Origin of the sequence: Piscinibacter sp. HJYY11 (assembly GCF_016735515.1) — a bacterium.
Taxonomy (GTDB): Bacteria; Pseudomonadota; Gammaproteobacteria; order Burkholderiales; family Burkholderiaceae_C; genus Rhizobacter.
Genome location: NZ_JAERQZ010000001.1, coordinates 260,075 through 281,523 on the forward strand (window position 1 = coordinate 260,075; position 21,449 = coordinate 281,523).

25 protein-coding genes are annotated in these 21,449 nt (G+C 65.9%); 9 read left to right on the plus strand and 16 right to left on the minus strand.

Annotated elements, in window-relative coordinates:
* Window positions 1-22 precede the first annotated feature (22 nt).
* Both JI745_RS01210 and JI745_RS01215 read left to right on the plus strand, forming a co-directional pair.
* Window positions 23-454, plus strand: coding sequence for a biopolymer transporter ExbD (locus JI745_RS01210; protein WP_201803128.1), 432 nt, complete (start codon window positions 23-25; stop codon window positions 452-454).
* A gap of 5 nt (window positions 455-459) precedes the next feature.
* Window positions 460-1,674: a hypothetical protein gene (locus JI745_RS01215; RefSeq protein ID WP_201803130.1), complete on the plus strand. Its 1,215-nt coding sequence runs from the start codon at window positions 460-462 to the stop codon at window positions 1,672-1,674.
* Window positions 1,675-1,677: 3 nt separating this feature from the next.
* Here JI745_RS01215 and JI745_RS01220 read toward each other — a convergent pair whose 3' ends face one another.
* From JI745_RS01220 to JI745_RS01250, 7 genes are all read right to left on the minus strand, one after another.
* The gene (locus JI745_RS01220) at window positions 1,678-2,436 is read right to left on the minus strand and encodes a 3-hydroxyacyl-CoA dehydrogenase (RefSeq protein ID WP_201803131.1); all 759 of its coding nucleotides are present in this window, start codon (window positions 2,434-2,436) and stop codon (window positions 1,678-1,680) included.
* Between the two features lie 69 nt (window positions 2,437-2,505).
* Window positions 2,506-3,159: an adenylate kinase gene (gene adk, locus JI745_RS01225; RefSeq protein WP_201803133.1), complete on the minus strand. Its 654-nt coding sequence runs from the start codon at window positions 3,157-3,159 to the stop codon at window positions 2,506-2,508.
* Between the two features lie 86 nt (window positions 3,160-3,245).
* A complete protein-coding gene (gene kdsB / locus JI745_RS01230; protein WP_201803135.1) occupies window positions 3,246-3,998 on the minus strand; it encodes a 3-deoxy-manno-octulosonate cytidylyltransferase in 753 nt (250 codons plus the stop codon).
* On the minus strand, window positions 3,995-4,201 hold the full coding sequence (locus JI745_RS01235; RefSeq protein WP_201803137.1) for a Trm112 family protein: 207 nt from the start codon (window positions 4,199-4,201) through the stop codon (window positions 3,995-3,997). Before JI745_RS01235 ends, kdsB begins: the two co-directional genes overlap by 4 nt.
* Before the next feature lie 11 nt (window positions 4,202-4,212).
* Entirely contained in the window at window positions 4,213-5,226 is a 1,014-nt protein-coding gene (gene lpxK, locus JI745_RS01240) for a tetraacyldisaccharide 4'-kinase (protein WP_201803139.1), read from the minus strand.
* Between the two features lie 62 nt (window positions 5,227-5,288).
* Complete coding sequence (locus JI745_RS01245; protein ID WP_201803141.1) at window positions 5,289-5,708, minus strand: biopolymer transporter ExbD; 420 nt, start codon at window positions 5,706-5,708, stop codon at window positions 5,289-5,291.
* Between the two features lie 10 nt (window positions 5,709-5,718).
* A complete protein-coding gene (locus tag JI745_RS01250; protein WP_201803142.1) occupies window positions 5,719-6,363 on the minus strand; it encodes a MotA/TolQ/ExbB proton channel family protein in 645 nt (214 codons plus the stop codon).
* Between the two features lie 352 nt (window positions 6,364-6,715).
* Here JI745_RS01250 and xseA point away from each other — a divergent pair, with 352 nt between their 5' ends.
* Both xseA and JI745_RS01260 read left to right on the plus strand, forming a co-directional pair.
* The gene (xseA, locus tag JI745_RS01255) at window positions 6,716-8,017 is read left to right on the plus strand and encodes an exodeoxyribonuclease VII large subunit (RefSeq protein ID WP_201803143.1); all 1,302 of its coding nucleotides are present in this window, start codon (window positions 6,716-6,718) and stop codon (window positions 8,015-8,017) included.
* Window positions 8,018-8,106: 89 nt separating this feature from the next.
* Window positions 8,107-8,688 carry a superoxide dismutase gene (locus JI745_RS01260; protein ID WP_201803145.1) on the plus strand — a complete coding sequence of 194 codons (582 nt, stop codon included), beginning with the start codon at window positions 8,107-8,109 and terminating at the stop codon, window positions 8,686-8,688.
* A gap of 60 nt (window positions 8,689-8,748) precedes the next feature.
* Here JI745_RS01260 and JI745_RS01265 read toward each other — a convergent pair whose 3' ends face one another.
* Together JI745_RS01265 and JI745_RS01270 are read right to left on the minus strand one after the other, a co-directional pair.
* A complete protein-coding gene (locus JI745_RS01265) occupies window positions 8,749-9,195 on the minus strand; it encodes a DUF192 domain-containing protein (protein WP_201803146.1) in 447 nt (148 codons plus the stop codon).
* A gap of 136 nt (window positions 9,196-9,331) precedes the next feature.
* Window positions 9,332-9,511, minus strand: a complete 180-nt coding sequence (locus tag JI745_RS01270; RefSeq protein ID WP_201803148.1) for a hypothetical protein — start codon at window positions 9,509-9,511, stop codon at window positions 9,332-9,334.
* Between the two features lie 140 nt (window positions 9,512-9,651).
* Here JI745_RS01270 and icd point away from each other — a divergent pair, with 140 nt between their 5' ends.
* Window positions 9,652-10,905, plus strand: a complete 1,254-nt coding sequence (gene icd, locus JI745_RS01275) for an NADP-dependent isocitrate dehydrogenase (RefSeq protein WP_201803150.1) — start codon at window positions 9,652-9,654, stop codon at window positions 10,903-10,905.
* Window positions 10,906-10,989: 84 nt separating this feature from the next.
* Here icd and JI745_RS01280 read toward each other — a convergent pair whose 3' ends face one another.
* Window positions 10,990-11,256 carry a cold shock domain-containing protein gene (locus JI745_RS01280; protein ID WP_201803152.1) on the minus strand — a complete coding sequence of 89 codons (267 nt, stop codon included), beginning with the start codon at window positions 11,254-11,256 and terminating at the stop codon, window positions 10,990-10,992.
* 216 nt (window positions 11,257-11,472) lie between these two features.
* Here JI745_RS01280 and clpS point away from each other — a divergent pair, with 216 nt between their 5' ends.
* Window positions 11,473-11,829: an ATP-dependent Clp protease adapter ClpS gene (gene clpS / locus JI745_RS01285; RefSeq protein WP_201803153.1), complete on the plus strand. Its 357-nt coding sequence runs from the start codon at window positions 11,473-11,475 to the stop codon at window positions 11,827-11,829.
* Window positions 11,826-14,126, plus strand: a complete 2,301-nt coding sequence (gene clpA / locus JI745_RS01290; RefSeq protein WP_201803155.1) for an ATP-dependent Clp protease ATP-binding subunit ClpA — start codon at window positions 11,826-11,828, stop codon at window positions 14,124-14,126. The genes clpS and clpA overlap by 4 nt, the downstream gene beginning before the upstream one ends.
* A gap of 40 nt (window positions 14,127-14,166) precedes the next feature.
* Here clpA and JI745_RS01295 read toward each other — a convergent pair whose 3' ends face one another.
* From JI745_RS01295 to JI745_RS01320, 6 genes are read right to left on the minus strand one after another with little or no spacing between them, the layout of a single operon-like run.
* Window positions 14,167-14,949 (minus strand): zinc-dependent peptidase, encoded by a 783-nt coding sequence (locus tag JI745_RS01295; RefSeq protein ID WP_201803157.1) that lies wholly within the window; start codon window positions 14,947-14,949, stop codon window positions 14,167-14,169.
* Between the two features lie 5 nt (window positions 14,950-14,954).
* Window positions 14,955-15,746, minus strand: coding sequence for a UDP-2,3-diacylglucosamine diphosphatase (locus JI745_RS01300; RefSeq protein ID WP_201803158.1), 792 nt, complete (start codon window positions 15,744-15,746; stop codon window positions 14,955-14,957).
* Window positions 15,747-15,760: 14 nt separating this feature from the next.
* Window positions 15,761-16,261, minus strand: a complete 501-nt coding sequence (locus JI745_RS01305) for a peptidylprolyl isomerase (RefSeq protein ID WP_201803159.1) — start codon at window positions 16,259-16,261, stop codon at window positions 15,761-15,763.
* A gap of 1 nt (window position 16,262) precedes the next feature.
* The gene (locus JI745_RS01310; protein WP_404932788.1) at window positions 16,263-16,817 is read right to left on the minus strand and encodes a peptidylprolyl isomerase; all 555 of its coding nucleotides are present in this window, start codon (window positions 16,815-16,817) and stop codon (window positions 16,263-16,265) included.
* A complete protein-coding gene (locus tag JI745_RS01315; protein WP_201803160.1) occupies window positions 16,814-18,070 on the minus strand; it encodes a L,D-transpeptidase family protein in 1,257 nt (418 codons plus the stop codon). Before JI745_RS01315 ends, JI745_RS01310 begins: the two co-directional genes overlap by 4 nt.
* Window positions 18,067-19,116 carry a tetratricopeptide repeat protein gene (locus JI745_RS01320; protein WP_201803161.1) on the minus strand — a complete coding sequence of 350 codons (1,050 nt, stop codon included), beginning with the start codon at window positions 19,114-19,116 and terminating at the stop codon, window positions 18,067-18,069. Before JI745_RS01320 ends, JI745_RS01315 begins: the two co-directional genes overlap by 4 nt.
* A gap of 253 nt (window positions 19,117-19,369) precedes the next feature.
* On the opposite strand from JI745_RS01320, the gene cysS reads away from it, so the two are divergent.
* Together cysS and JI745_RS01330 are read left to right on the plus strand one after the other, a co-directional pair.
* Window positions 19,370-20,758 carry a cysteine--tRNA ligase gene (gene cysS / locus JI745_RS01325; protein ID WP_201803162.1) on the plus strand — a complete coding sequence of 463 codons (1,389 nt, stop codon included), beginning with the start codon at window positions 19,370-19,372 and terminating at the stop codon, window positions 20,756-20,758.
* Complete coding sequence (locus tag JI745_RS01330) at window positions 20,755-21,402, plus strand: DNA-3-methyladenine glycosylase 2 family protein (RefSeq protein WP_310738441.1); 648 nt, start codon at window positions 20,755-20,757, stop codon at window positions 21,400-21,402. The genes cysS and JI745_RS01330 overlap by 4 nt, the downstream gene beginning before the upstream one ends.
* The last annotated feature ends 47 nt before the right edge of the window (window positions 21,403-21,449 follow it).

Consider the following 21,449-nt stretch of genomic DNA (forward strand, 5'->3'; position numbering starts at 1 on the left):
CGCAGCTGAAGGATCACACACGATGGCAATGAACATGGGCCCGGGCAGCGGTGGCGACGACCCCGACGTGATGGTCGAGATGAACACCACGCCGCTGATCGACGTGATGCTGGTGCTGCTGATCATGCTCATCATCACGATTCCGATCCAGCTTCACTCGGTCAACATCAACATGCCGACCGGCACGCCGCCGCCGCCGACGGTGCCGCCACAGGTGGTGACCATCGACGTCGACTTCGACGGCACGGTGTTCTGGAACGGCGAGAGCCTGCCCAACCGGGCGGAGCTCGAAGCGAGGTTGGCGGCCACGGCGGCCCTGCCCGAGCAGCCCGAGGTGCACCTGAAGCCCAACAAGCTCGTCGAGTACAAGGACGTGGCAATGGTGCTAGCGAGCGCGCAGCGCCTCGGCGTGACCAAGCTCGGCATCGTGGGCCATGAGCAGTTCGTAAAGTGATGGCCATGTCGATTTGCCGTGGCCTTGTCGCGGTCTGCCTGGCGTGCAGCTTGGCGGTGGCTGTCGCGCAGGAAGCGCTGCGGCCCGAGGTGGGTAAGCCGCTGCAGGCGGCGCAGGAGCTCATCAAGGCGCAGAAGTACAAGGAAGCTCTCGCCAAGGTGCGTGACGCCGAGGCGGTGCCCAACAAGAGCGCCCACGAGAGCTACCTGGTCGAGCGCATGCGCATCGCCGCGGCGTCGGGCGCCGGCGATGCCGAGACAGCCGCCAGGTCGTTCGAGGTGCTGAAGGCGAGCGGCAAGCTGCCCGCGGCGGACCAGCTGCGCATGCTGGAGTCTCTGGCCGGCGCCTTCTACCGCGCGAAGGACTACGGCAAGGCCGTCACGTGGGGCCGGCGCTACCTGGCCGAAGGTGGTGGCAACACGCAGATCCGCACGCTCGTGATCCAGTCGCAGTACCTGTCGGGTGACTATGCCGGTGCCGCCAAGGAGCTGGTGCTCGAGGTGCAGGGCGACGACAAGGCCGGCCGCGTGACGCCGGAAGACCGCCTCACGCTCCTGCTCAACGCCGCGCAGCGTGCCAACGACCCTGCGAGCCATGTGTTCGCGATCGAGCACCTGATCGCCCACTACCCGAAGAAGGAGTACTGGAGCGACCTGCTGGCCCGCCTGCAGCGCAAGCCCGGCTTCAGCGACCGCCTGGCGCTCGACACCTACCGCCTCATGCTCGCGACCGGCAGCATGCGCAGCGCCAACGACTACATGGAGATGGCGCAGCTCGCGGTGCAGGCCGGCCTGTCAGGCGAAGGCCGGCAGGTGGTCGACAAGGGTTTCGCCGCGGGTGTGCTGGGCACCGGCACGCCTGCCGAAGCCGACCGGCACCGCCGCCTGAAGGACCTGGTGGCGAAGCGGGCCGACGAAGAGAAACAGGGCTTCGCCACACGCGAGGTGCAAGCCGGCGCGGCGCGCAATGGCGACGAGCTGGTGAACCTCGGCTTCTCGCTGACCTTTCTCGGTGACACGAAGAAGGGCCTTGCGCTCATGGAGAAGGGCATCGCCAAGGGCAACCTGAAGCGGCCCGACGATGCGAAGCTGCACCTCGGCATCGCCTACCTCCTGGCGGGTGAGGCCACCCGCGCGCAGGCTGTCCTGAAAACGGTGGCCGGCCAGGACGGCACGGCCGATCTCGCGCGGCTGTGGTCGCTCGCCGCGCGCCGCAAATAGGCTCTAACGCGGTGCCAAGCGGATCGCACCGTCGAGGCGGATCACCTCGCCGTTGAGCATGTCATTCGTGATGATCTGGTGCACGAGCTTCGCGTAGTCGGCCGGAGTGCCCAGGCGGCTCGGGAAGGGCACACCGGCGGCCAGCGAGTCCTGCACCTCCTGTGGCATCGAGAAGAGCATCGGCGTGCCGAAGATGCCGGGCGCGATCGTCATGTTGCGGATGCCGTTGCGCGCCAGGTCGCGTGCGATCGGGAGCGTCATGCCCACCACGCCGCCCTTGGAGGCGGAGTAGGCCGCCTGGCCGATCTGGCCGTCGTAGGCGGCGACACTGGCGGTGGAGATCAACACGCCACGCTCGCCCGTCGATTCGGGCTCGTTGCGGCTCATCGCTTCGGCCGCGAGGCGGATCATGTTGAAGCTGCCGATCAGGTTGACCGTGACCACCTTGCTGAAAATCGCAAGGGGGTGGGCGCCTTCCTTGCCGACGGTCTTCACGGCGGGCGCGATGCCGGCGCAGTTGACGAGGCCCATCAGCTTGCCCATCGACACCGCTGCGGCCACCGCGGCCTGGCCGTCGGCTTCCTGGCTCACATCGCAGCGCACGAAGCGGCCCCCGAGCTCCTGGGCGATGGCTTCGCCGCGGTCGACCTGCAGGTCGGCAATCAGCACCTTGCCGCCGTTGCTGGCCAGCATGCGCACCGTGCCTTCGCCCAGGCCGGATGCGCCGCCGGTGACGATGAAGACCTTGCCTGCGATGTCCATGGGATGCTCCTGGTGAGTGCTGGATGAAAAAAGCCGCTCGGGGAGCGGCTTTCGGTTTGTCGTGAGTGATCAGCTCAGGGCTTGCAGGGCGCGGGCGGTGATTTCGTCGACCGTGCCGGTGCCCGAGATCTTGCGGTACTTGGGGGCGTTGGCATCGCCACTGGCGGCCCACTTGGCGTAGTACTCGACCAGCGGGCGGGTCTGGCTCTGGTAGACCTCAAGGCGCTTCTTGACGGTCTCTTCCTTGTCGTCTTCGCGCTGGATCAGGTCTTCGCCGGTCACGTCGTCCTTGCCTGCGACCTTGGGCGGGTTGAACTTCAGATGGTAGGTGCGCCCGGAAGGCTGATGCGTGCGACGGCCGCTCATCCGCTCGATGATGGCGCTGTCGGGCACGTCGATCTCGAGCACGACGTCGAGCTTCACGCCAGCGGCCTTCATCGCGTCGGCTTGCGGAATGGTCCGGGGGAAGCCGTCGAACAGGAAGCCGTTCGCGCAGTCGGGTTGGGCGATGCGTTCCTTCACGAGGCCGATGATGATGTCGTCGCTCACGAGGGCACCCGAGTCCATCACCTTCTTGGCCGCCAAGCCGAGCGGCGTCCCCGCCTTCACGGCGGCACGCAGCATGTCGCCGGTCGAAATCTGCGGGATGCCGAACTTCTGGCAAATGAACGCAGCCTGCGTGCCTTTCCCGGCGCCAGGCGCGCCCAGAAGGATGAGTCTCATGGGGTGTCCTCTATCTCTATGTATGGAATCTTGTCAGTGCCTGCAGAGCGGGCAGGCCTCAGGTGCAAACGAGAATAGCACGGGGGTCATACAAGAAGCTGACGCACACGTGCCAGGTCTTCGGGCGTGTCGATGCCAGGGCCAGGGCGCGTGTTGCTCACGTGCACCGCGATGCGCTCGCCGTGCCAGAGCACCCGAAGTTGCTCCAGCGACTCGATTGCTTCCAGCGGCGACGGCGGCAGCTGAGGGAATCGGCGCAGGAAGCTCGCGCGGTAGCCGTAGATGCCGATGTGGCGCAGCGGCGCCGGTTGCGGCAGCTGCGTCACGCCCTGCGCGTGGCCGTCTCGCCACCAGGGGATCGGCGCGCGGGAGAAATAGAGTGCCCGCGCCGAGCCATCGAGCACGACCTTCACGACGTTGGGGTTGAGCAGCTCGTCGACGTGGTCGATCTCGTGGGCGGCGGTGCTCATCACGCACTCGGGGCGCGACGCGAGCAAGCCGGCGCAGGCGTCGATCAGCGCGGGGTCGATCAGCGGCTCGTCGCCCTGAACGTTGACGACGGCATCGTCGCCTTGCAGGCCGAGCAGCGCGCAGGCCTGGGCCAGACGGTCGCTGCCGGTGGGGTGCTCGGGGTCGGTCAGCACACAGTCGACAGCGTGGGCGCGACAGGCCTGCACGATCTCGTCGTCATCGGCCGCCACCACCACGCGCGCCGCACTGGACGCCGCGGCACGGCGCGCGACGCGCACGACCATCGGCACGCCACCGAGATCGGCCAGCACCTTGCGTGGCAAACGCGTCGACTTGAGCCGCGCGGGCACCAGCACGGTGAACTTCACGCGGCGGCCTCCGGCGCAGAGGAGGGAGCGTCGGTGGATCGGGCTTCGGATTCGAGCATCACCGGGATGCCGTCGCGCACCGGGAATGCCAGCCGGTCGGCGCGGCACACGAGCTCATGCTGCGCATGCGTCGGCGGACGCTGGTGTTCGAGGGGGCCCTTGCAGAGCGGGCAGACGAGGAGCTCGAGCAGTCGAGTGTCCATGGACAGGTCCTTCAGGTGGTGGGCGTGAGCCACGGCAGCAGTTGCGAGGCGATCGCCGGGTCGATCTCAAAGTCTAGCGTTGCGACCCACACCCGCGTGCTGCCCATGTGGCCGGGGCGCAGCTTCACCGCGTCTTTCTCGGTGGCGATGACGTCGGTGGCCGTGGCGGGCCACGGCAGGGTGGTGAAGGGGTGGTGGTCGGGCAGGGGCAGCTCGTCGATCTGCAGGCCTTGGGCGCGCAGCATCTCGAAGTAGCGCTGAGGGCGCGCCATGCCGGCGGCGGCGATCACCTTGCGGCCTTGCAACGACACGAAGGCCTCGGGCGAGGCAGCCCGGCCGGCCCACCAGTCGGCGAGCGGGGTGAGTCCGCGCAGGCGGCGCTGCGCCTGGTGGCCCGGCAGCGGCGTGCTGGCACGGCTGGCGTTGTAGACCACGAGGCTGCGCGCAGGCACCTCGGCGGGCACCGGTTCCCGCAGGGGTCCGGCCGGCAGCAGCCAACCGTTGCCGCCGCCGCGCTCGTCGAACACGATCACCTGCGCATCGCGGGCGAGCCGGTGGTGCTGGAGGCCATCGTCGCTCACGAGCACGGTCAGGTCGGGGTGATTCTTGAGCAACAGCAGGCCGGCCGCGACGCGGTCGGCGCCCACCGCCACCGGCACCGTGGTGCGCAGGTGCATCAGCAAAGGCTCGTCGCCGGCCTCGCCGGCCGGCGTGTCGCGGGTGACGAGCTGCGGCTCGTCGACCGATCGGCCGTAGCCGCGCGACACGATGCCGGGGCGGTGCCCGTGGGTTCGCAACAGCTGGATGAGCGCCATCGTGGTCGGCGTCTTGCCGGCACCACCGACGATCAGGTTGCCCACGACCAGCACGGGCACTGGCAGGCGGTGCGTGCGCAGCAAGCCCATGCGATAGCCCGCGGCGCGCAGGGCGATGATGACGCCGTACAGCCATGACAACGGCCACAACAGCCACGCGATGGCGCCACGCCTGAGCCAGGCCTCTTGCAGGGTTGATGCAGCCGGCACGTTGGTGTCGTGAAGAAAGAGGACGGGCCGGGCAGCGGCCGCAGGGCGCGCCGCCAAGCCGCTCAGCGGCCCTGGTTGGCCTGGGTGGCGAAGGTCAGCTTGGGCAGCCCGGCACGCCGTGCTGCATCCATCACCGTGATGACCGACTGGTGCGCCGCCGTGGCGTCGGCCGAGATGATGATCACCGCGTCTTTCGAGCCTTCGGAGGCGGCACCCAGTTCGGCGGCCAGCATCTCCACGCTGCGGCCTTCGAGCAGCTTGCGGTTGATCGCATACCGCCCGTCGCCGGAGACCGAGACGATGATCTCCCGCGGGTTGTCGCGCGGGCGGTCAGCGTCGGCCGTGGGCAGCGTGACGTTGAGCTCGGTGAACTTGGAGTAGGTGGTCGAGAGCATCAGGAAGATGATCACCACCAGCAGCACGTCGATGAACGGGATCAGGTTGATCTCGGGGTCTTCTCGGAGGTGCTTGCGGAAGTTCATGGACATGGCCTCAGGGCGCCGCCTTCTTCACGGGGGGCACGGAGAAGCGCATCAGGTGTGGCACCAGCCGCTCGGCGGCCTGTTCCATCTCGAGGGTGTACTCCTCGATGCGGCCACGGAAATAGCGGTAGGCGATGAGGGCCGGGATGGCGATCATCAGGCCGAAGGCGGTGTTGTAGAGGGCGATCGAGATGCCGTGCGCCAGCATGGCCGGGTTGGTGCCGCCCGTGGGTGCCTGCGAGCCGAAGATCTCGATCATGCCGATCACCGTACCCATGAGCCCCAGCAACGGTGCGGCCGAGGCGATGGTGCCGATGGTGTTCATGTAGCGCTCCATGCGGTGCACGGCGACTCGGCCGGCCGACTCGAACGAGGCGCGCAGCACCGGCTCGGTGAGGCGCGGGTCGGCGATCACGGTACGCAGGCCGCTGGCCAGCACCATGCCGAGGATGGAGTTGTCGGCCAGCTTGTTGACGACGTCGGCCCCGGGCAGGTGCGCACGCGTGACGGAGATGACTTCATCGAGCAGCTTGGGGGGCGCGACACGCGCGGTGCGCAGGCTCGAGACCCTTTCGATGATCAGCGCCAGCGCCACGACGGAACACAGAAGCAAGGGCCAAATGGGCCAACCAGCGGCTTGTATGATCGAAAACAATCCTGTCCTCTTCGAGTCTGCCCCCAGGCGGGAGGCGCGATTATGGCCTTCTGGCCGCACTTGTCACCCCGTCCGATCGTTGCGTGTTGTGACCACGCTGCTCGCTTGAAAACACTTCCCGCGCTCGTCCACTGCAAGTGTGGATAACTTTGTGGGCAACCCAGGGGCACTCGCGCGCAGGCCGCGAAAAATCAAGCGCTGCGACAGTTTGCTCAAAACTTAGGCAAAGAAAATCTCTTGAAAATCAATAGCTTGCACGATTGTGAAAGCCTCGTGACAGCCAAAACGGCGCGCCATGCCTTGATTGGCGCGCTTGTGGAGTTCTCGACCCGCATCAGGCTTGGGTTTGCCCGTGGTTGAGCCACTGTTCGCGCGCCCTGAACGCGTGGTGTGGAGCGTTGCGGGCCTGGTGCACGCGGTGTCGGACGCACTTGCGGCGCGCTTCGCGGCGGTCACGATCCGCGGCGAGGTATCGGGCTTCTCGCGCGCCGCGAGCGGCCATTGCTACCTGAGCCTGAAAGACGCCGATGGCGAAGCGGCGCTGCTGCGCTGCGCAATGTTTCGCCGTGCGGCAAGCCTGCTCAACTTCGCGCCGACCGATGGCCAGTTGGTCGAAGTGCGCGGGCGGCTGGCGGTCTACGAGCCGCGAGGCGAGTTGCAGTTCGTCATCGAATCGATGCAGCGCGCGGGCGCCGGGGCCTTGTTCGAGCAATTCCAGAAGTTGCGTGCGCGGCTGGAAGGCGAAGGGCTCTTCGATGCCGACCGCAAGCGCGACCTGCCTCGTTTTCCGCGCCGCGTCGGCGTGGTCACGTCGCTGGGCGCGGCGGCCTTGCATGACGTGCTGACCTGCTTTGCGCGCCGTGCGCCGCATGTGGAGGTCATCGTCTATCCCAGCCTGGTGCAGGGGGCCGAAGCACCCAGGGCGCTGGTCGACGCCTTGCAGACCGCTGATCGCCGGCGGGAGGTCGACCTGCTCATCCTCTGCCGGGGCGGTGGCTCGCTCGAGGACCTGTGGGCATTCAACGATGAGCGCGTCGTGCGTGCGATCGTGGCGTGCGAACTGCCGGTGTTGTGCGGCGTGGGGCACGAGACCGACGTGACGCTGGCAGATCTGGCCGCCGACGTGCGGGCACCGACGCCCACGGCCGCGGCCGAGCTGGCATCGCCCACGCAGGAGGAAGGCCTGGCCCTGCTGGCCGCGGTGGCCCGCGTGATGGAGCGGCGTATCCACCTCGTGATCGACACCCAGGCGCAGCGCCTCGACCGTGCGACCTTGCGACTGATGCGCCCCGCCGAACTCGTGCGGCGGCAGGCCGAGCGCCTCGCGGTGCTGCGTCACCGTTTGCGTGCGCGCGCCGAACGGCATGTGCCGCAGCAGCGGCTCGCGTGCCGCGAGTGGCAAGGGCGCCTCGCGCGCTCGGCGAGCGTCGCGGTGGGCACCCAGCGGCAGCGGCTTGCGTCGCTCGAGGCGCGGCTTGCGGCGCTCGATCCCCGGCAGGTGCTGGCGCGTGGCTATGCGTGGCTGAGCGACGAGCAGGGCCATGCGCTCACGAGCGTCGACGCGCTGCACTCGGGCCAGACTGTCGCCGCCGATCTCGCCGATGGACAGGTGCGGGCGACCGTCCTGAGCGTTCAACGACGCACCGCCGAATGACCCGCCAGCGGCATGGCCCGCACGCTATTGCGTGAGCGTGCCTACAATGCCCGCGAATTTCTCTGGACTGCCCCCGAAAGGATTCGCTCATGGAACACACCCTGCCGCCGCTGCCGTATGCCCACGACGCGCTCGCACCGCACCTCAGCAAGGAAACGCTGGAGTACCACCACGACAAGCACCACAACGCCTATGTCGTGAATCTCAACAACCTGCAGAAGGGCACCGAGTTCGAGTCGAAGAGTCTGGAAGAGATCATCAAGACTTCGTCGGGCGGCATCTATAACAACGCGGCCCAGATCTGGAACCACACCTTCTTCTGGAACTGCATGAAGCCGCAAGGCGGTGGCGAGCCGACCGGTGCGCTGGCCGAGGCCATCAACAAGAAGTTCGGCAGCTACGCAGCCTTCAAGGAAGCCTTCACCAAGAGCGCCGTGGGCAACTTCGGCTCGGCGTGGACCTGGCTCGTGAAGAAGCCCGACGGCAGCGTCGACATCGTCAACATGGGCGCCGCTGGCACCCCGCTGACGACCGCCGACAAACCGCTGCTGACGATCGACGTGTGGGAGCACGCGTACTACATCGACTACCGCAACCTGCGCCCGAAGTTCGTCGAGGTGTTCTTGAACTCCCTCGTGAACTGGGACTTCGCGGCGAAGAACTTCGCCTGAGTGCAGCCCGTTTGCGCCATGAAAGAGGCCGGTCAGTGACCGGCCTCTTTGTTGTCGTGATCAGGAACCGAAGGGGCCGCCCGTGAGCTTGGCGCCTGGCTTGATGCCGCGCTTGGCGAACCATCCCTGGTTCATCTCGAGCACATAGCGAACCGGTTGGGCCGAACAGTGCGAGTTCAGCGTCTGCGGCTTCATGTCTTCGATGTTGACGATGGTGCCGTTGTCGGCAATGAACGCGGTCGACAGCGGAAGGAACGTGTTTTTCATCCAGAAGCACTGCTGCGCCGGTTGCTCGAAGACAAAGAGCATGCCTTCGTTGGTCGGCATCGACTGGCGGTACATCAGGCCCGTGGCCCGCTGGTCCGGGGTCTGCGCAACCTGCGCGTGAATGTTGTGGATGCCTGCGCCAAGCTTGATGGTCGGCAGGCTCTGCGGGGTGCCTTGTGCGCCGACGTTCATGCCTGCGGCCGAGAGGCAGAGAGCGAGCAGGAGGCGGCGGTTCAGCATGGTGAGTGGGCCCGGAAATGAGTTGGCGGGATTATCTCGAAGCCGCCAAGAAAAACGCCCGGTGAAGCACCGGGCGTTTTCGCAAGGTGACTGCCATGTGATGGCAATCGACCAAGAGTGTTCAGCGAGACGCTGATTACTTCTTGGCTTCTTCCTTCTTGGCTTCCTTCTTCTCTTCCTTCTTGGCTTCAGCCTTCTTCTCAGCCTTGGCTTCGGCCTTGGCGGCGGAAGCGGCGGGCTTGGCCGACTTGGCGTCGGTTGCGTAGGCGCCAACGGCGAACAGGGAAGCGATCAGAGCGGCCAGAAGCTTGTTCATTTGATTTACCTTTCGAAAGTTTTGGATCTGCCGCGCGCTCATCGCGCGGCAGGCAGACAACGTGGGTCCACGACAGTCGGTTGACAGAGTCCGTGGCATAGAATCTTTCGTTACCTACCCCGCAGTCCGGAGCCGACGACATGTACAAGCACATCAAAGTCCCTCAAGGTGGGCAGAAGATCAGCGTTAACCCCGACTTCTCGCTCAACGTTCCCGACCAACCGATCATTCCCTACATCGAGGGCGACGGCACCGGTTTCGACATCACGCCCGTCATGATCAAGGTGGTCGACGCCGCGGTCGCGAAGGCTTACGCGGGCAAGAAGAAGATTCACTGGATGGAGATCTACGCCGGCGAGAAGTCGACCAAGATCTATGGCCCCGATGTGTGGCTGCCTGAAGAGACGCTCGAGGTTCTGCGCGAGTACGTGGTCTCGATCAAGGGCCCGCTGACCACGCCGGTGGGTGGTGGCATCCGTTCGCTCAACGTGGCGCTGCGCCAGGAGCTTGACCTCTACGTCTGCCTGCGCCCCATCCAGTATTTCAAGGGCGTCCCCTCGCCGGTGAAGGAGCCCGAGAAGACCAACATGGTGATCTTCCGCGAGAACTCGGAAGACATCTATGCCGGCATCGAATACGAAGCCGAGACCGACAAGGCCAAGAAGCTCATCAAGTTCCTGACCGAGGAAATGGGCGTCAAGAAGATCCGTTTCCCGAACACCTCGGGCATCGGCATCAAGCCGGTCTCGCGTGAGGGCACCGAGCGCCTGGTGCGCAAGGCCATCCAGTACGCGATCGACAACGACAAGCCCAACGTGACCCTGGTGCACAAGGGCAACATCATGAAGTTCACCGAAGGCGGCTTCCGTGACTGGGGCTACGCACTGGCGCAGAAGGAATTCGGCGCCCAGTTGATCGACGGTGGCCCGTGGTGCAAGTTCAAGAACCCGAAGACGGGCAAGGAAATCACCGTCAAGGATTCGATCGCCGACGCCTTCCTGCAGCAGATCCTGCTGCGCCCGGCCGAGTACTCGGTGATCGCCACGCTCAACCTGAACGGCGACTACGTGTCCGACGCGCTGGCCGCGCAGGTGGGCGGCATCGGCATCGCCCCGGGCGCCAACCTGAGCGACTCGGTGGCCATGTTCGAAGCGACCCACGGCACGGCGCCGAAGTACGCCGGCAAGGACTATGTCAACCCGGGCTCCGAGATCCTCTCGGCCGAGATGATGCTGCGCCACATGGGCTGGACGGAAGCGGCCGACCTCATCATCAGTTCGATGGAGAAGTCGATCCTGTCGAAGAAGGTCACCTACGACTTCGCCCGCCTGATGGACGGCGCGACGCAGGTGTCGTGCTCCGGCTTCGGCCAGGTCATGATCGAGAACATGTGATCCCGGCCTGACCCAGCAAAAAGCCCACCTGTGGTGGGCTTTTTTGTGTCTGGCGACGGCGGCTGGTGCAGTTGCAGCCGCTGGCTACAAACTGGCGCTGACGCCCACGCCGGTCGGCATCGCCGCGGGAACCGGTGCGTCGAGCGATTCGTGCGGGCAGATGTTTTGTGCCAGCTGTCCCTTCGGGCCCTGGACCGCGTCGTAACTGACGCGTCCGCCCTGTTTCAAAGTGCGGAAGCCATCCATCTTGATGGCCGAAAAGTGGGCAAAGACGTCCTCGCCGCCCCCCTCAGGTTCAATGAAGCCAAAACCCTTCGCATCGTTGAACCACTTGACAGTTCCAAAAGCCATGGGCTCCTCCCTAGAACCGCGGCATTCTTAGTCTGGGTTCCGGGGCTGTCAAGGTGCCTAACCCCGACCTGGCATCCATCTTGAATGGACCGTGGCGGGGCTGCGAACGGACCAAAAGAGGAGCCGCCGTGATGCATTTGTGCCCTTGTGGTTGACCGCTTCGGCGCAATATCCGAGACACTGAAGCGCAAAGCACCAACTCATTAGAATGAATCCATGCCTGACGACACCCCTCCGCCGCCCAAGCCTCCGAAGGCTGTGCCGCCGCCCGAGCGCGGCCAGGGTGCGGTTGTCGCCGAGCGCAAGACGGCCAAGACAGAGCCGCCCCGGATGTTCCAGGTGGTGCTCCTCAACGACGACTACACCCCCATGGAGTTTGTCGTGATGGTGCTTCAGGAATATTTCAAACGCGACCTCGAGACCGCGACGCAGATCATGCTCAAGGTGCACAAGGAAGGCCGTGGTGTCTGCGGTGTCTACACCAAGGACGTGGCGGCCACGAAAGTTGAACTGGTGCTGACTGCTGCCCGGCGTGGCGGTCACCCGCTGCAATGCATTATGGAGGCCGCATGATTGCGCAAGAGCTTGAGGTCAGCCTGCACATGGCGTTCGTCGAGGCGCGCCAGCAGCGCCACGAATTCATCACCGTCGAGCACCTGCTGATGGCGCTGCTCGACAACCCGTCGGCCGCAGAAGTCCTGCGGGCCTGCTCGGCCAACATCGACGAGCTGCGCAAGAGCCTGGCGCAGTTCATCAAGGAAAACACGCCCACGGTGGGTGGCACGGAAGAGGTCGACACCCAGCCGACGCTCGGGTTCCAGCGCGTGATCCAGCGCGCGATCATGCACGTGCAGTCCACCGGCAGCGGCAAGAAGGAAGTGACCGGCGCCAACGTGCTGGTGGCAATCTTCGGCGAGAAGGATTCGCACGCTGTCTATTACCTGCACCAGCAGGGTGTGACGCGCCTGGACGTGGTGAACTTCATCGCCCACGGCATCAAGAAGACCGACCCGCCCGAGCAGCCGAAGTCGAACGAAGGCTCCAGCGGTGAGGGCGAGAAGGAAGAGGGCGAATCCAAGGGCTCGCCGCTCGACCAGTTCACCCAGAACCTCAACCAGATGGCCCGCGACGGCAAGATCGACCCGCTGATCGGCCGCGAGCACGAGGTCGAGCGTGTCATCCAGATCCTGTGCCGTCGCCGCAAGAACAACCCGCTCCTGGTGGGTGAGGCTGGCGTGGGCAAGACGGCCATTGCCGAGGGCCTGGCCTGGCGCATCACGCAGAGCGAAGTGCCCGAGATCCTGGCCGATGCGCAGGTCTATGCGCTCGACATGGGCGCCTTGCTGGCCGGAACCAAGTACCGTGGCGATTTCGAGCAGCGTCTGAAGAGCGTGCTCAAGCACCTGAAGGACCAGCCGAACGCGGTGCTGTTCATTGACGAGATCCACACCCTGATCGGTGCCGGCGCGGCATCGGGCGGCACGCTGGACGCGAGCAACCTGCTCAAGCCGGCGCTGAGCTCGGGCCAGATGAAGTGCATCGGTGCGACCACCTTCACCGAGTACCGCGGCATCTTCGAGAAGGATGCGGCACTGTCGCGTCGTTTCCAGAAGGTCGACGTGGTCGAGCCTTCGGTCGAGCAGACGGTCGAGATCCTGAAGGGCCTCAAGTCGCGCTTTGAAGAGCACCACAGCGTGAAGTACGCGCTGGGCGCGCTGCAGGCGGCGGCTGAGCTGTCGGCGAAGTTCATCAACGACCGCCACCTGCCCGACAAGGCGATCGACGTGATCGACGAGGCCGGGGCCGCGCAGCGCATCCTGCCCAAGAGCAAGCAGAAGAAGACCATCACCCGCAATGAGGTCGAAGAGATCGTCGCCAAGATCGCGCGCATCCCGCCGACCAGCGTGTCGAACGACGACCGCTCCAAGCTCAAGACCATCGAGCGCGACCTGAACAGCGTGGTGTTCGGCCAGGAGCCGGCCATCGAGGCTCTCTCGGCCGCCATCAAGATGGCGCGTTCGGGCCTCGGCAAGCCCGACAAGCCGATCGGCTCGTTCCTCTTCAGCGGCCCCACCGGCGTCGGCAAGACCGAAGTCGCGAAGCAGCTGGCATTCATCCTCGGCATCGAGCTGATCCGCTTCGACATGAGCGAGTACATGGAGCGCCATGCGGTGAGCCGCCTGATCGGCGCGCCTCCGGGCTATGTCGGCTTCGACCAGGGCGGTCTGCTGACTGAAGCCATCACGAAGAAGCCGCACGCGGTGCTGCTGCTCGACGAAATCGAGAAGGCTCACCCGGACGTCTTCAACGTGCTGCTGCAGGTGATGGACCACGGTTCGCTGACCGACAACAACGGACGTAAGGCCGACTTCCGCAACGTCATCATCATCATGACGACCAACGCGGGCGCCGAGACCATGAACAAGGCGACCATCGGCTTCACCAACTCGCGTGAGCAGGGCGACGAGATGGCCGACATCAAGCGCCTGTTCACGCCGGAGTTCCGCAACCGCCTGGATGCGATCGTGAGCTTCCGCGCGCTCGATGAAGAGATCATCATGCGCGTGGTCGACAAGTTCCTGCTGCAGCTGGAGGCTCAGTTGGCCGAGAAGAAGGTGGAAGTGACCTTCAGCGACGCCCTTCGCAAGCACCTGGCGCACAAGGGATTCGACCCGCTGATGGGCGCACGCCCGATGCAGCGCCTGATCCAGGACACGATCCGTCGTGCGCTGGCCGATGAGCTGCTCTTCGGCCGCCTGGTCGACGGGGGCCGCCTGTCGGTCGACCTCGATGCCGAAGGCAAGGTCGTGCTTGACATCCAGCCGCCGAAGAAGAGCGACAGGCCCAAGGCCGAGCCGGCGACGGCCTGAGCCTTCACCGGCGATCAACGGGGCCTTCGGGCCCCGTTTTTCATGGCGCGTGGCGCTCGGCCGGGTCCTGCTGGAAGAAGTTCTTCAGCAGCTCGTAGAGGTAAGGGTCGTCCTCGCGGAGCGCGGCGCCCGCCACGAAAAAGCCTTCGCAGGCAACCGCGAAGAATTCGCTGACCGACTCGGCGCCGTACGGGTCGAGCACGGTCTCGAACCCAGCCTCGAGCCGACGCTGGAGCCGCAGGTGGCTGGCCTCGATGACACGGCGCCAGTGCTCCCTCGACACTGCATCCGGCAGCGGCGGAATGCCGACGGCTTCGCCCCGGCGCAGCTCCATCACGTGTGCGAACTCGTGGATGACGACGTTGTAGACCGGGCCGTCCCCGGCATGGGCCGCGTCGGTCACGCCGCGCCAGCTGAGCATCATCGGGCCGTCTCCCATGGCTTCGCCGACAAGCGCTTCCTCGTACTCGTGCACCACGCCCGACTCGTCGGTCACCTCGCGCGAGGCGACCACTTCGTCAGGGTGCAGCACGATGGTCACGAAGCTGTCGTACCAGTGCAGGCCGAGCTCGAGCACCGGCAGGCACGCTTGTGCGGCGATGGTGACGGCCATGTCGTCGGTGACTTCCAGCCCGCCCGCGCCGGTAAACTCTTTCTGCGCAAGGAAAAGGGTGGCCATCTCGCGCAGGCGCTGGGCGTCGTGAGGCGGCAGTGCGGCGAGGAAGGGATAACGTGCGAGGGTCGACTGCCACATCGCGTCGGGGATGGGCCGCGTGGCCAGGGTGCGTCGTTCGCGCCAGCGGCGCCAGGCGGCGAGCACCATTGTGTTCAGCGTGCCAGGGCTTGTGCGAGGGGCAGGCGCTGAAAGCCTTGCCCCGTGAGACGCAGGACTTCGGCGCGATGGGGCGCATGGTCCAGCTCCCAATCGGACAGGACGTGCCGGTCGCAGCCGTCACCCAGCGGCAGCGAGGCAGGGCGGTGGGTATGACCATGCACCATGGTGGTCGAGGATGCGGCATGCAGCCAGCGCAGCGCCTCGGGCCCATCCACGTCGGCCCACTCGTCGGGTGAGGTCTGCAAACGCTTCTTGGCCTCGCTTTGCTGGCGCACCTGGCGCGCGTAGTCGCGGCGCGCTGCCAGCGGCTGCGCCAGGAACTGCTGCTGCCACGCCGGGCTGCGCACCATCGCGCGGAACTTCTGGTACTCGGTGTCGGCGAGGCAGAGCGCGTCACCATGGGTGAGCAGCACGCGTTGGCTGAACGCCGTGAGCAGCGTGGGGTCTGCGAGCGGCGTCATGCCGCAGTCTTGCAGCAATTTCGCACCGACGAGGAAGTCGCGGTTGCCGACGAGAAACGCGAGGCTTCGCGTGGCCGAAGCGTCGCGCAGCACCCGCGCGCATTCGGCCTCGAAGCCTTCGAAGCGCGAGTCGTCGCCGACCCACACTTCGAACAGGTCGCCCAGGATGAACACCGCATCGGCCGGCGTGTCTTGCATGTACGAGGCCCAGGCCTCGTAGGTGCGCGGTGTGTCCGCGCTCAGGTGCAGGTCGGAGATGAAGTCGATGCGCTGCCAGCGCGCATCGGCATGGAGCTCGGGCGGCGCGGCAAGCGTCTCACTCATCGCGCCTCTGGACCTCAGACGACGAGCGCCTTGGTGATGACCACGTCTTCCAGCGGCACGTCGCCATGGCCACCGCGGTTGCCGGTCTTCACACCTTCGATGGCGTCGACCACTTCCTGGCCCGAGACGACCTTGCCGAAAACGGCATAGCCCCAGCCGTTGGGCGACTCCGACTTGAAGTTGAGGAAGTCGTTGTCGGTGCTGTTGATGAAGAACTGCGCCGAGGCCGAGTGCGGGGCGCTGGTGCGCGCCATCGCGATCGTGTAGTGGTTGTTCTTGAGGCCGTTGTTGGCTTCGTTCTGGATGGGCGCGTCGGTGGGCTTCTGCTTCATGCCCGGCTCGAAACCACCGCCCTGGATCATGAAACCCTTGATGACGCGGTGGAACACCGTGCCGTCGTAGTGACCCTTCTCGACGTACGAGACGAAGTTGGCGACGGTGACCGGCGCCTTGGCTTCGTCGAGCTCGAGGCGGATGTTGCCCTTGCTGGTTTGCAGTTCGATGGTCTTGCTCATGTCATTTCTCCAAAGTGGCTTTCTTGATGACCACGGGGGTGTTGGGAACGTCGCCGCGGCCAGTGGGCACGGCGCGGATCTTGTCGACGACCTCCATGCCCGAGATCACCTTGCCGAACACGGCATAACCGTGACCGTCGGGGGAGGGCGCATTGAGTGCGTCGTTGTTCTTCACGTTGATGAAGAACTGCGATGTGGCGGAATCAGGGATGGCGGTGCGGGCCATGGCGATGGTGCCGCGGTCATTCTTCAGGCCGTTGCGAGCTTCCAGCGGGATGGGTGCGCGCGTCTTCTTCTCCTTCAGGTCGGCCGTCATGCCGCCCCCCTGGATCATGAAGCCGTCGATCACGCGATGGAACACCGTGCCGTCGTAGTGGCCGGCCTTCACGTACTGCACGAAGTTGTCGACCGTCTTGGGCGCCTTGGCAGCGTCGAGCTCGACCACGATGTCGCCCATCGACGTGGCGAGCTTGACCTTCTGGGCGTGGGCTGCAAGGCTCGCCCCGAAGCCGATCACGGCAGCGGCGAGCACGGGCAACCAGCGGGTTTTCATCATCCGATCACTCCTTCGAAAAAGATCTTCCATTGTCCACCCTCCTTGCCCCAGTACTGGCGCTTCATCGGCCCGCTGCGCTGGCCCCTGAGCACTTCGCCAAAGGTGATGATCAGCACCTCGCTGCTGTCGCGCCAGGACAGGATGGAGAGCTCCTTCAGCTCCGACTCGCGGCCGCCCGCGGCGTTCACCTCGCGGCTCATGGTCTTCGACCATTGGGCGAGGTCGGCATTTCCGCTCGTGAACTGCGGCGAGTAGAAGCCCATCAGCTTGGCCATGTCGCCGCGCGAGCGTGCCTGGCGCCACTGCTCGACCAAGGCGCGCACGGCGGTGCGCTCGCGCTCGTTCTGGCTGTGTGCCACCCATTCGATCTTGGGCGCAATGACGACGGGCGTGCGGCGCGGCGAGACTTCGCGCAGCAGGCGCATCAGGTCGTCGTTGGCGAGCACGACGCAGCCGTCGGTGCTTTGTGGTGAGCGGGCGTAGTTCTCGGGCGGCACGCCGTGCAACCAGATGCCGCTTCCTGTCTTGCCGCGGCGACGGTCGTATTCGTTGGGGTAGTTGAGCGTGAGCGCGCCGGGGCCGTAGAAGTCTTTCAGCTGGCGGCCTTCGAGGCGGCTGGTGATGAAGTACACGCCGAGCGGCGTGCGCTGGTCGCCTTGCTCCTTCTTGTCCACGCCCAGCCGGCCGAGCGAAACATAGTGGTCGGCGACGAGCCGCAGGCCTTGTGCGTCGTTCTCGAAGAGATAAAGCCGCGAGCGGCTTGCGTCGACGGCGATGGCGTGGCGGGTGCTGGTCGGCAGGTCGATGAACTGGCGGGGCACGGCCTGGGCCGGTGGGCGCTCGGTGAGGGCAGCCAGTCGGACGGCGGCCTCATGCCGCAGCTGAACCCAGTTGGCGGCTGCGGAGGCTGGCAGTTCGGACGGGGCGACCTCCAGCGGCCCCAGCTTGCCGCGCCGGGTCAGCAGCAGGTCGCCGTAGACCAGCTGGGCGAGCTGGAAGTTGGGCACGTCACGCGCGAGCGATTCGGCCTTGGCCAGCGCCTGGCGGGTGTCGCCGGCGCGAATGAGGCGGTAGACCTCGATGAGCCTGGCTTCGGGCGACGCCTGCCGGGGCGCAGTGGCACTGCTCTTGGCGGGTGGCGGCGCCGCGGCCGCCGAGACGGCTGCGGCGAGAGCGCAGCTTGCCAGGACGGTTGCGGCGAGCGTTGCCTTGCGCGCAATCCGAGTGAGTCGAGCCAGTTCCACTGGGCTCACGAGCCGGTGCTTTCCTTCTGGATCAGCCAGCGGCCCGACACCTTCACGAGCTCGAGCGTCTTGCGGCTGGAGACCTTCAGCGCGTCGGCGCTGTACTGCTGGCGGAACTGCACGATGGCCTTGTCGCCTTGCGTGCGGGTTTCGATGTCGCTGAGCGTGACCGAGATGCTGCGCTTGCCTTCGATGCGCGCGCGGCGTTCGTCTTCCCATGCCTTGCGGCTCTTTCCACCGGTGAATGCGGGCGTGTAGGCAGCGATGTACGCCTCGACGTCCTTGCGGCTCCAGGCGCTGGCCCAGGCCTGGACGGCGGCCTGGGCTTCCTGCGCCGCGTCGGCGGACACGGGGGCAGCTGGGGGCGGCGGCGCAACAGGTGCGGCAGGCGTGGCGCGCGGTGCCGGCGGCGTGGGGGCGGCCTTTGCCGTCACGACCGCGGGGGCAGGCGCCGGCGCAGCGGCCGGCGCTGGAGACGGGGCGGCGGGAGGCTTCGCCGTGGTGACCGGCTTGGCGCTCGCGACCGCCAGCGGCGAGGCCTTCGGTGTGAAGAGGTCGCGGATCATCGCGAGCTTGGGGCCGACCTTCGCGGTGTTGCTGCCTTCCATCTGCAGCGCCTTGGAATAAGCCTGGCTGGCGAGCTTGGCGTACACGTCGCCCAAGTTCTCGTAGGCGGTGGCGTAGCTCGGGTTGGTGCGGATCGCCGACTCGAGCGCGCGCCGCGCCTGGTCGTACTGGCCTTGCTTGCTGTAGAGCACCGCGAGGTTGTTGTAGGGCTCGGGAAGTTCGGGGAAGTCTTCGGTGAGCTTCACGAAGATGGCGATGGCTTCGGCGTTCTTGCCCTGCTCGGCGACGGCGAGCCCCTTCAGGAAACGCATGCGCGCATCACGGGGATGGGCGGCAAGGAACTGGTCGGCCTTGTGCACGGCTTCGGCCCACTGACCTGCGCTGAAGAGGCGGTCGACATCAGAATATTCGTCGGCATGCGCACCACCGGCAAAGGTCATCGCGGCCGCGATGGCGAGGCTCAGAAGCGGAGAAGGTAGACGGACCATCGACGTCGTGGGGGTGGGTTGCGGGCACCGGACTGCGGCGCCTTGGAAGCTCGGACGGGCCTTCAGTGGGCTCTTGTGCAAGAGGGGAGAATGGCGAGAGCCGCCACCAAAAGCCCGGCCGCTATACTCCGAAAATTGTATCGCAGGCCCACTGTCCGACGGCCTTTCAACAGCCCCGGCGCCAGTGCTTCACCGTGAAGCTGGCCGGTTGAATTTCACGGCATCGGGCACCTTCCAGCTCCCAGTTCATCCGATGACCTTGCGCATCTTCAACACCTTGACCCGCCAGACCGAGGTGTTCGCTCCCATCGAGCCCAACCATGTGCGCATGTACGTCTGCGGCATGACCATCTACGACCTGTGCCATGTGGGGCATGCGCGTTTCATGATGGCGTTCGACGTGGTCGCGCGGTGGCTGCGAGCCTCCGGGTATCGCGTCACCTACGTGCGCAACATCACCGACATCGACGACAAGATCATCAAGCGTGCGCTCGAGCGCAACATTCCGATCCGCCAGCTCACCGCCGAGATGACCCGGGCGATGCACGAAGACGTGGCAGCGCTTGGCATCGAGTCCCCCACGCATGAGCCGCGGGCCACTGAATACGTGCCGCAGATGCTCGAAATGATCGGCAAGCTCGAGCGCAATGGTTTGGCCTATCGCGCGCCCAACGGCGATGTGAACTACTCGGTGCGCAAGTTCGAAGGCTACGGCAAGCTCTCGGGCAAGTCGCTCGACCAGCTGCGCGCCGGCGAGCGTGTGGCGGTGCTCGATGGCAAGGATGACCCGCTCGACTTCGTGCTGTGGAAGTCGGCCAAGCCCACCGAGCCCGAAGATGCCAAGTGGGCCAGCGACTACGGCCCCGGTCGGCCGGGTTGGCACATCGAATGCTCGGCGATGAGCTGCGCGCTGCTCGGCGAGCAGTTCGACATCCACGGCGGCGGCATGGACCTGCAGTTCCCGCACCACGAGAACGAGATCGCCCAGAGCGAAGGTGCCAACGGCAAGCGCTTCGTCAACCTGTGGATGCACAACGGGTTCCTCAACGTCGTGAACGACGAGGGCGAAGGCGTGAAGATGTCGAAGTCGCTCGGCAACTTCTTCACCATCCGCGACGTGCTCAAGCACTACGACGGGGAGACGCTGCGCTTCTTCATGCTGCGCACGCATTACCGAAGCCCGCTGAACTTCGGGGACGCCAACCTCCAAGACGCTCGGAACGGCCTGCGTCGCCTGTACACGGCACTGCTCGATCTCGATGTGCCGGCAACACCCGTGGACTGGACGCTGCCGCAAGCGGCTCGTTTCCGCGAAGCGATGAACGAGGACTTCAGCACCCCCGAAGCCGTGGCCGTCCTCTTCGAGCTGGCGTCCGACGTGAACCGGACGCGCTCTCTTGAGCAGGCCGCGTTGCTCAAAGGTCTTGGTGGCGCACTTGGCTTGCTGCAGCAGAACCCGCGCGCCTACCTGCAAGAGGGAGCAAGCCTCGACGACGCCGCGATCCAGGCCCAGATCGAAGCGCGCGCGGCTGCCAAGAAGGCACGTGACTTCGCGCTCGCCGACCAGATCCGCAAAGACCTCCTCGCGCGAGGCATCGTGCTGCAGGACTCGCCGCAGGGCACCACCTGGACCAAAGCGTGAGCCCGGTGCGAACCGTCACCCCCGAGTACTGGGACGAGGCGTGCAAGCACCTCGCCAAGCGCGACCGCGTGATGCGCAAGCTGATTCCCCAGTGCGGGGAAGGGCAGTTGCAAAGCCGCGGTGACGCGTTCACCACGCTGGCCCGCTCGATCGTCGGTCAGCAGATCTCGGTCAAGGCCGCACAGGCGGTGTGGGATCGCTTCGTCGCGCTCATGGACGGGGCTCCCTCGCGGGTGCTGCCGGCCGCGGTCGCGCAGATCGAAGCGGCGGTGATGCGCAGCGCCGGCCTGTCGGCACGCAAGGTCGAGTACCTGCTCGACCTGGCCCAGCATTTCGAGTCGGGCAAGGTCCACGTGCGCCAGTGGCAGCAGATGGACGATGAAGCCATCATCGAGGAGCTGGTGGCCATCCGCGGCATTGGCCGCTGGACGGCCGAGATGTTCCTGATCTTCCACCTGATGCGGCCGAATGTCCTGCCGCTCGACGACGTGGGCTTGATCAAGGGCATCAGCATCAACTACTTCAGCGGCGAGCCCGTATCAAGGGCAGAAGCGCGTGAAGTCGGCGATGCCTGGGCCCCTTTTCGCTCGGTGGCCACGTGGTACATTTGGCGCAGCCTCGACCCTCTGCCTGTGGCTTACTGAGACCTCTGTCTCGCCTCACGCAAAACGCGCGCCCTGCGCGTCAACAC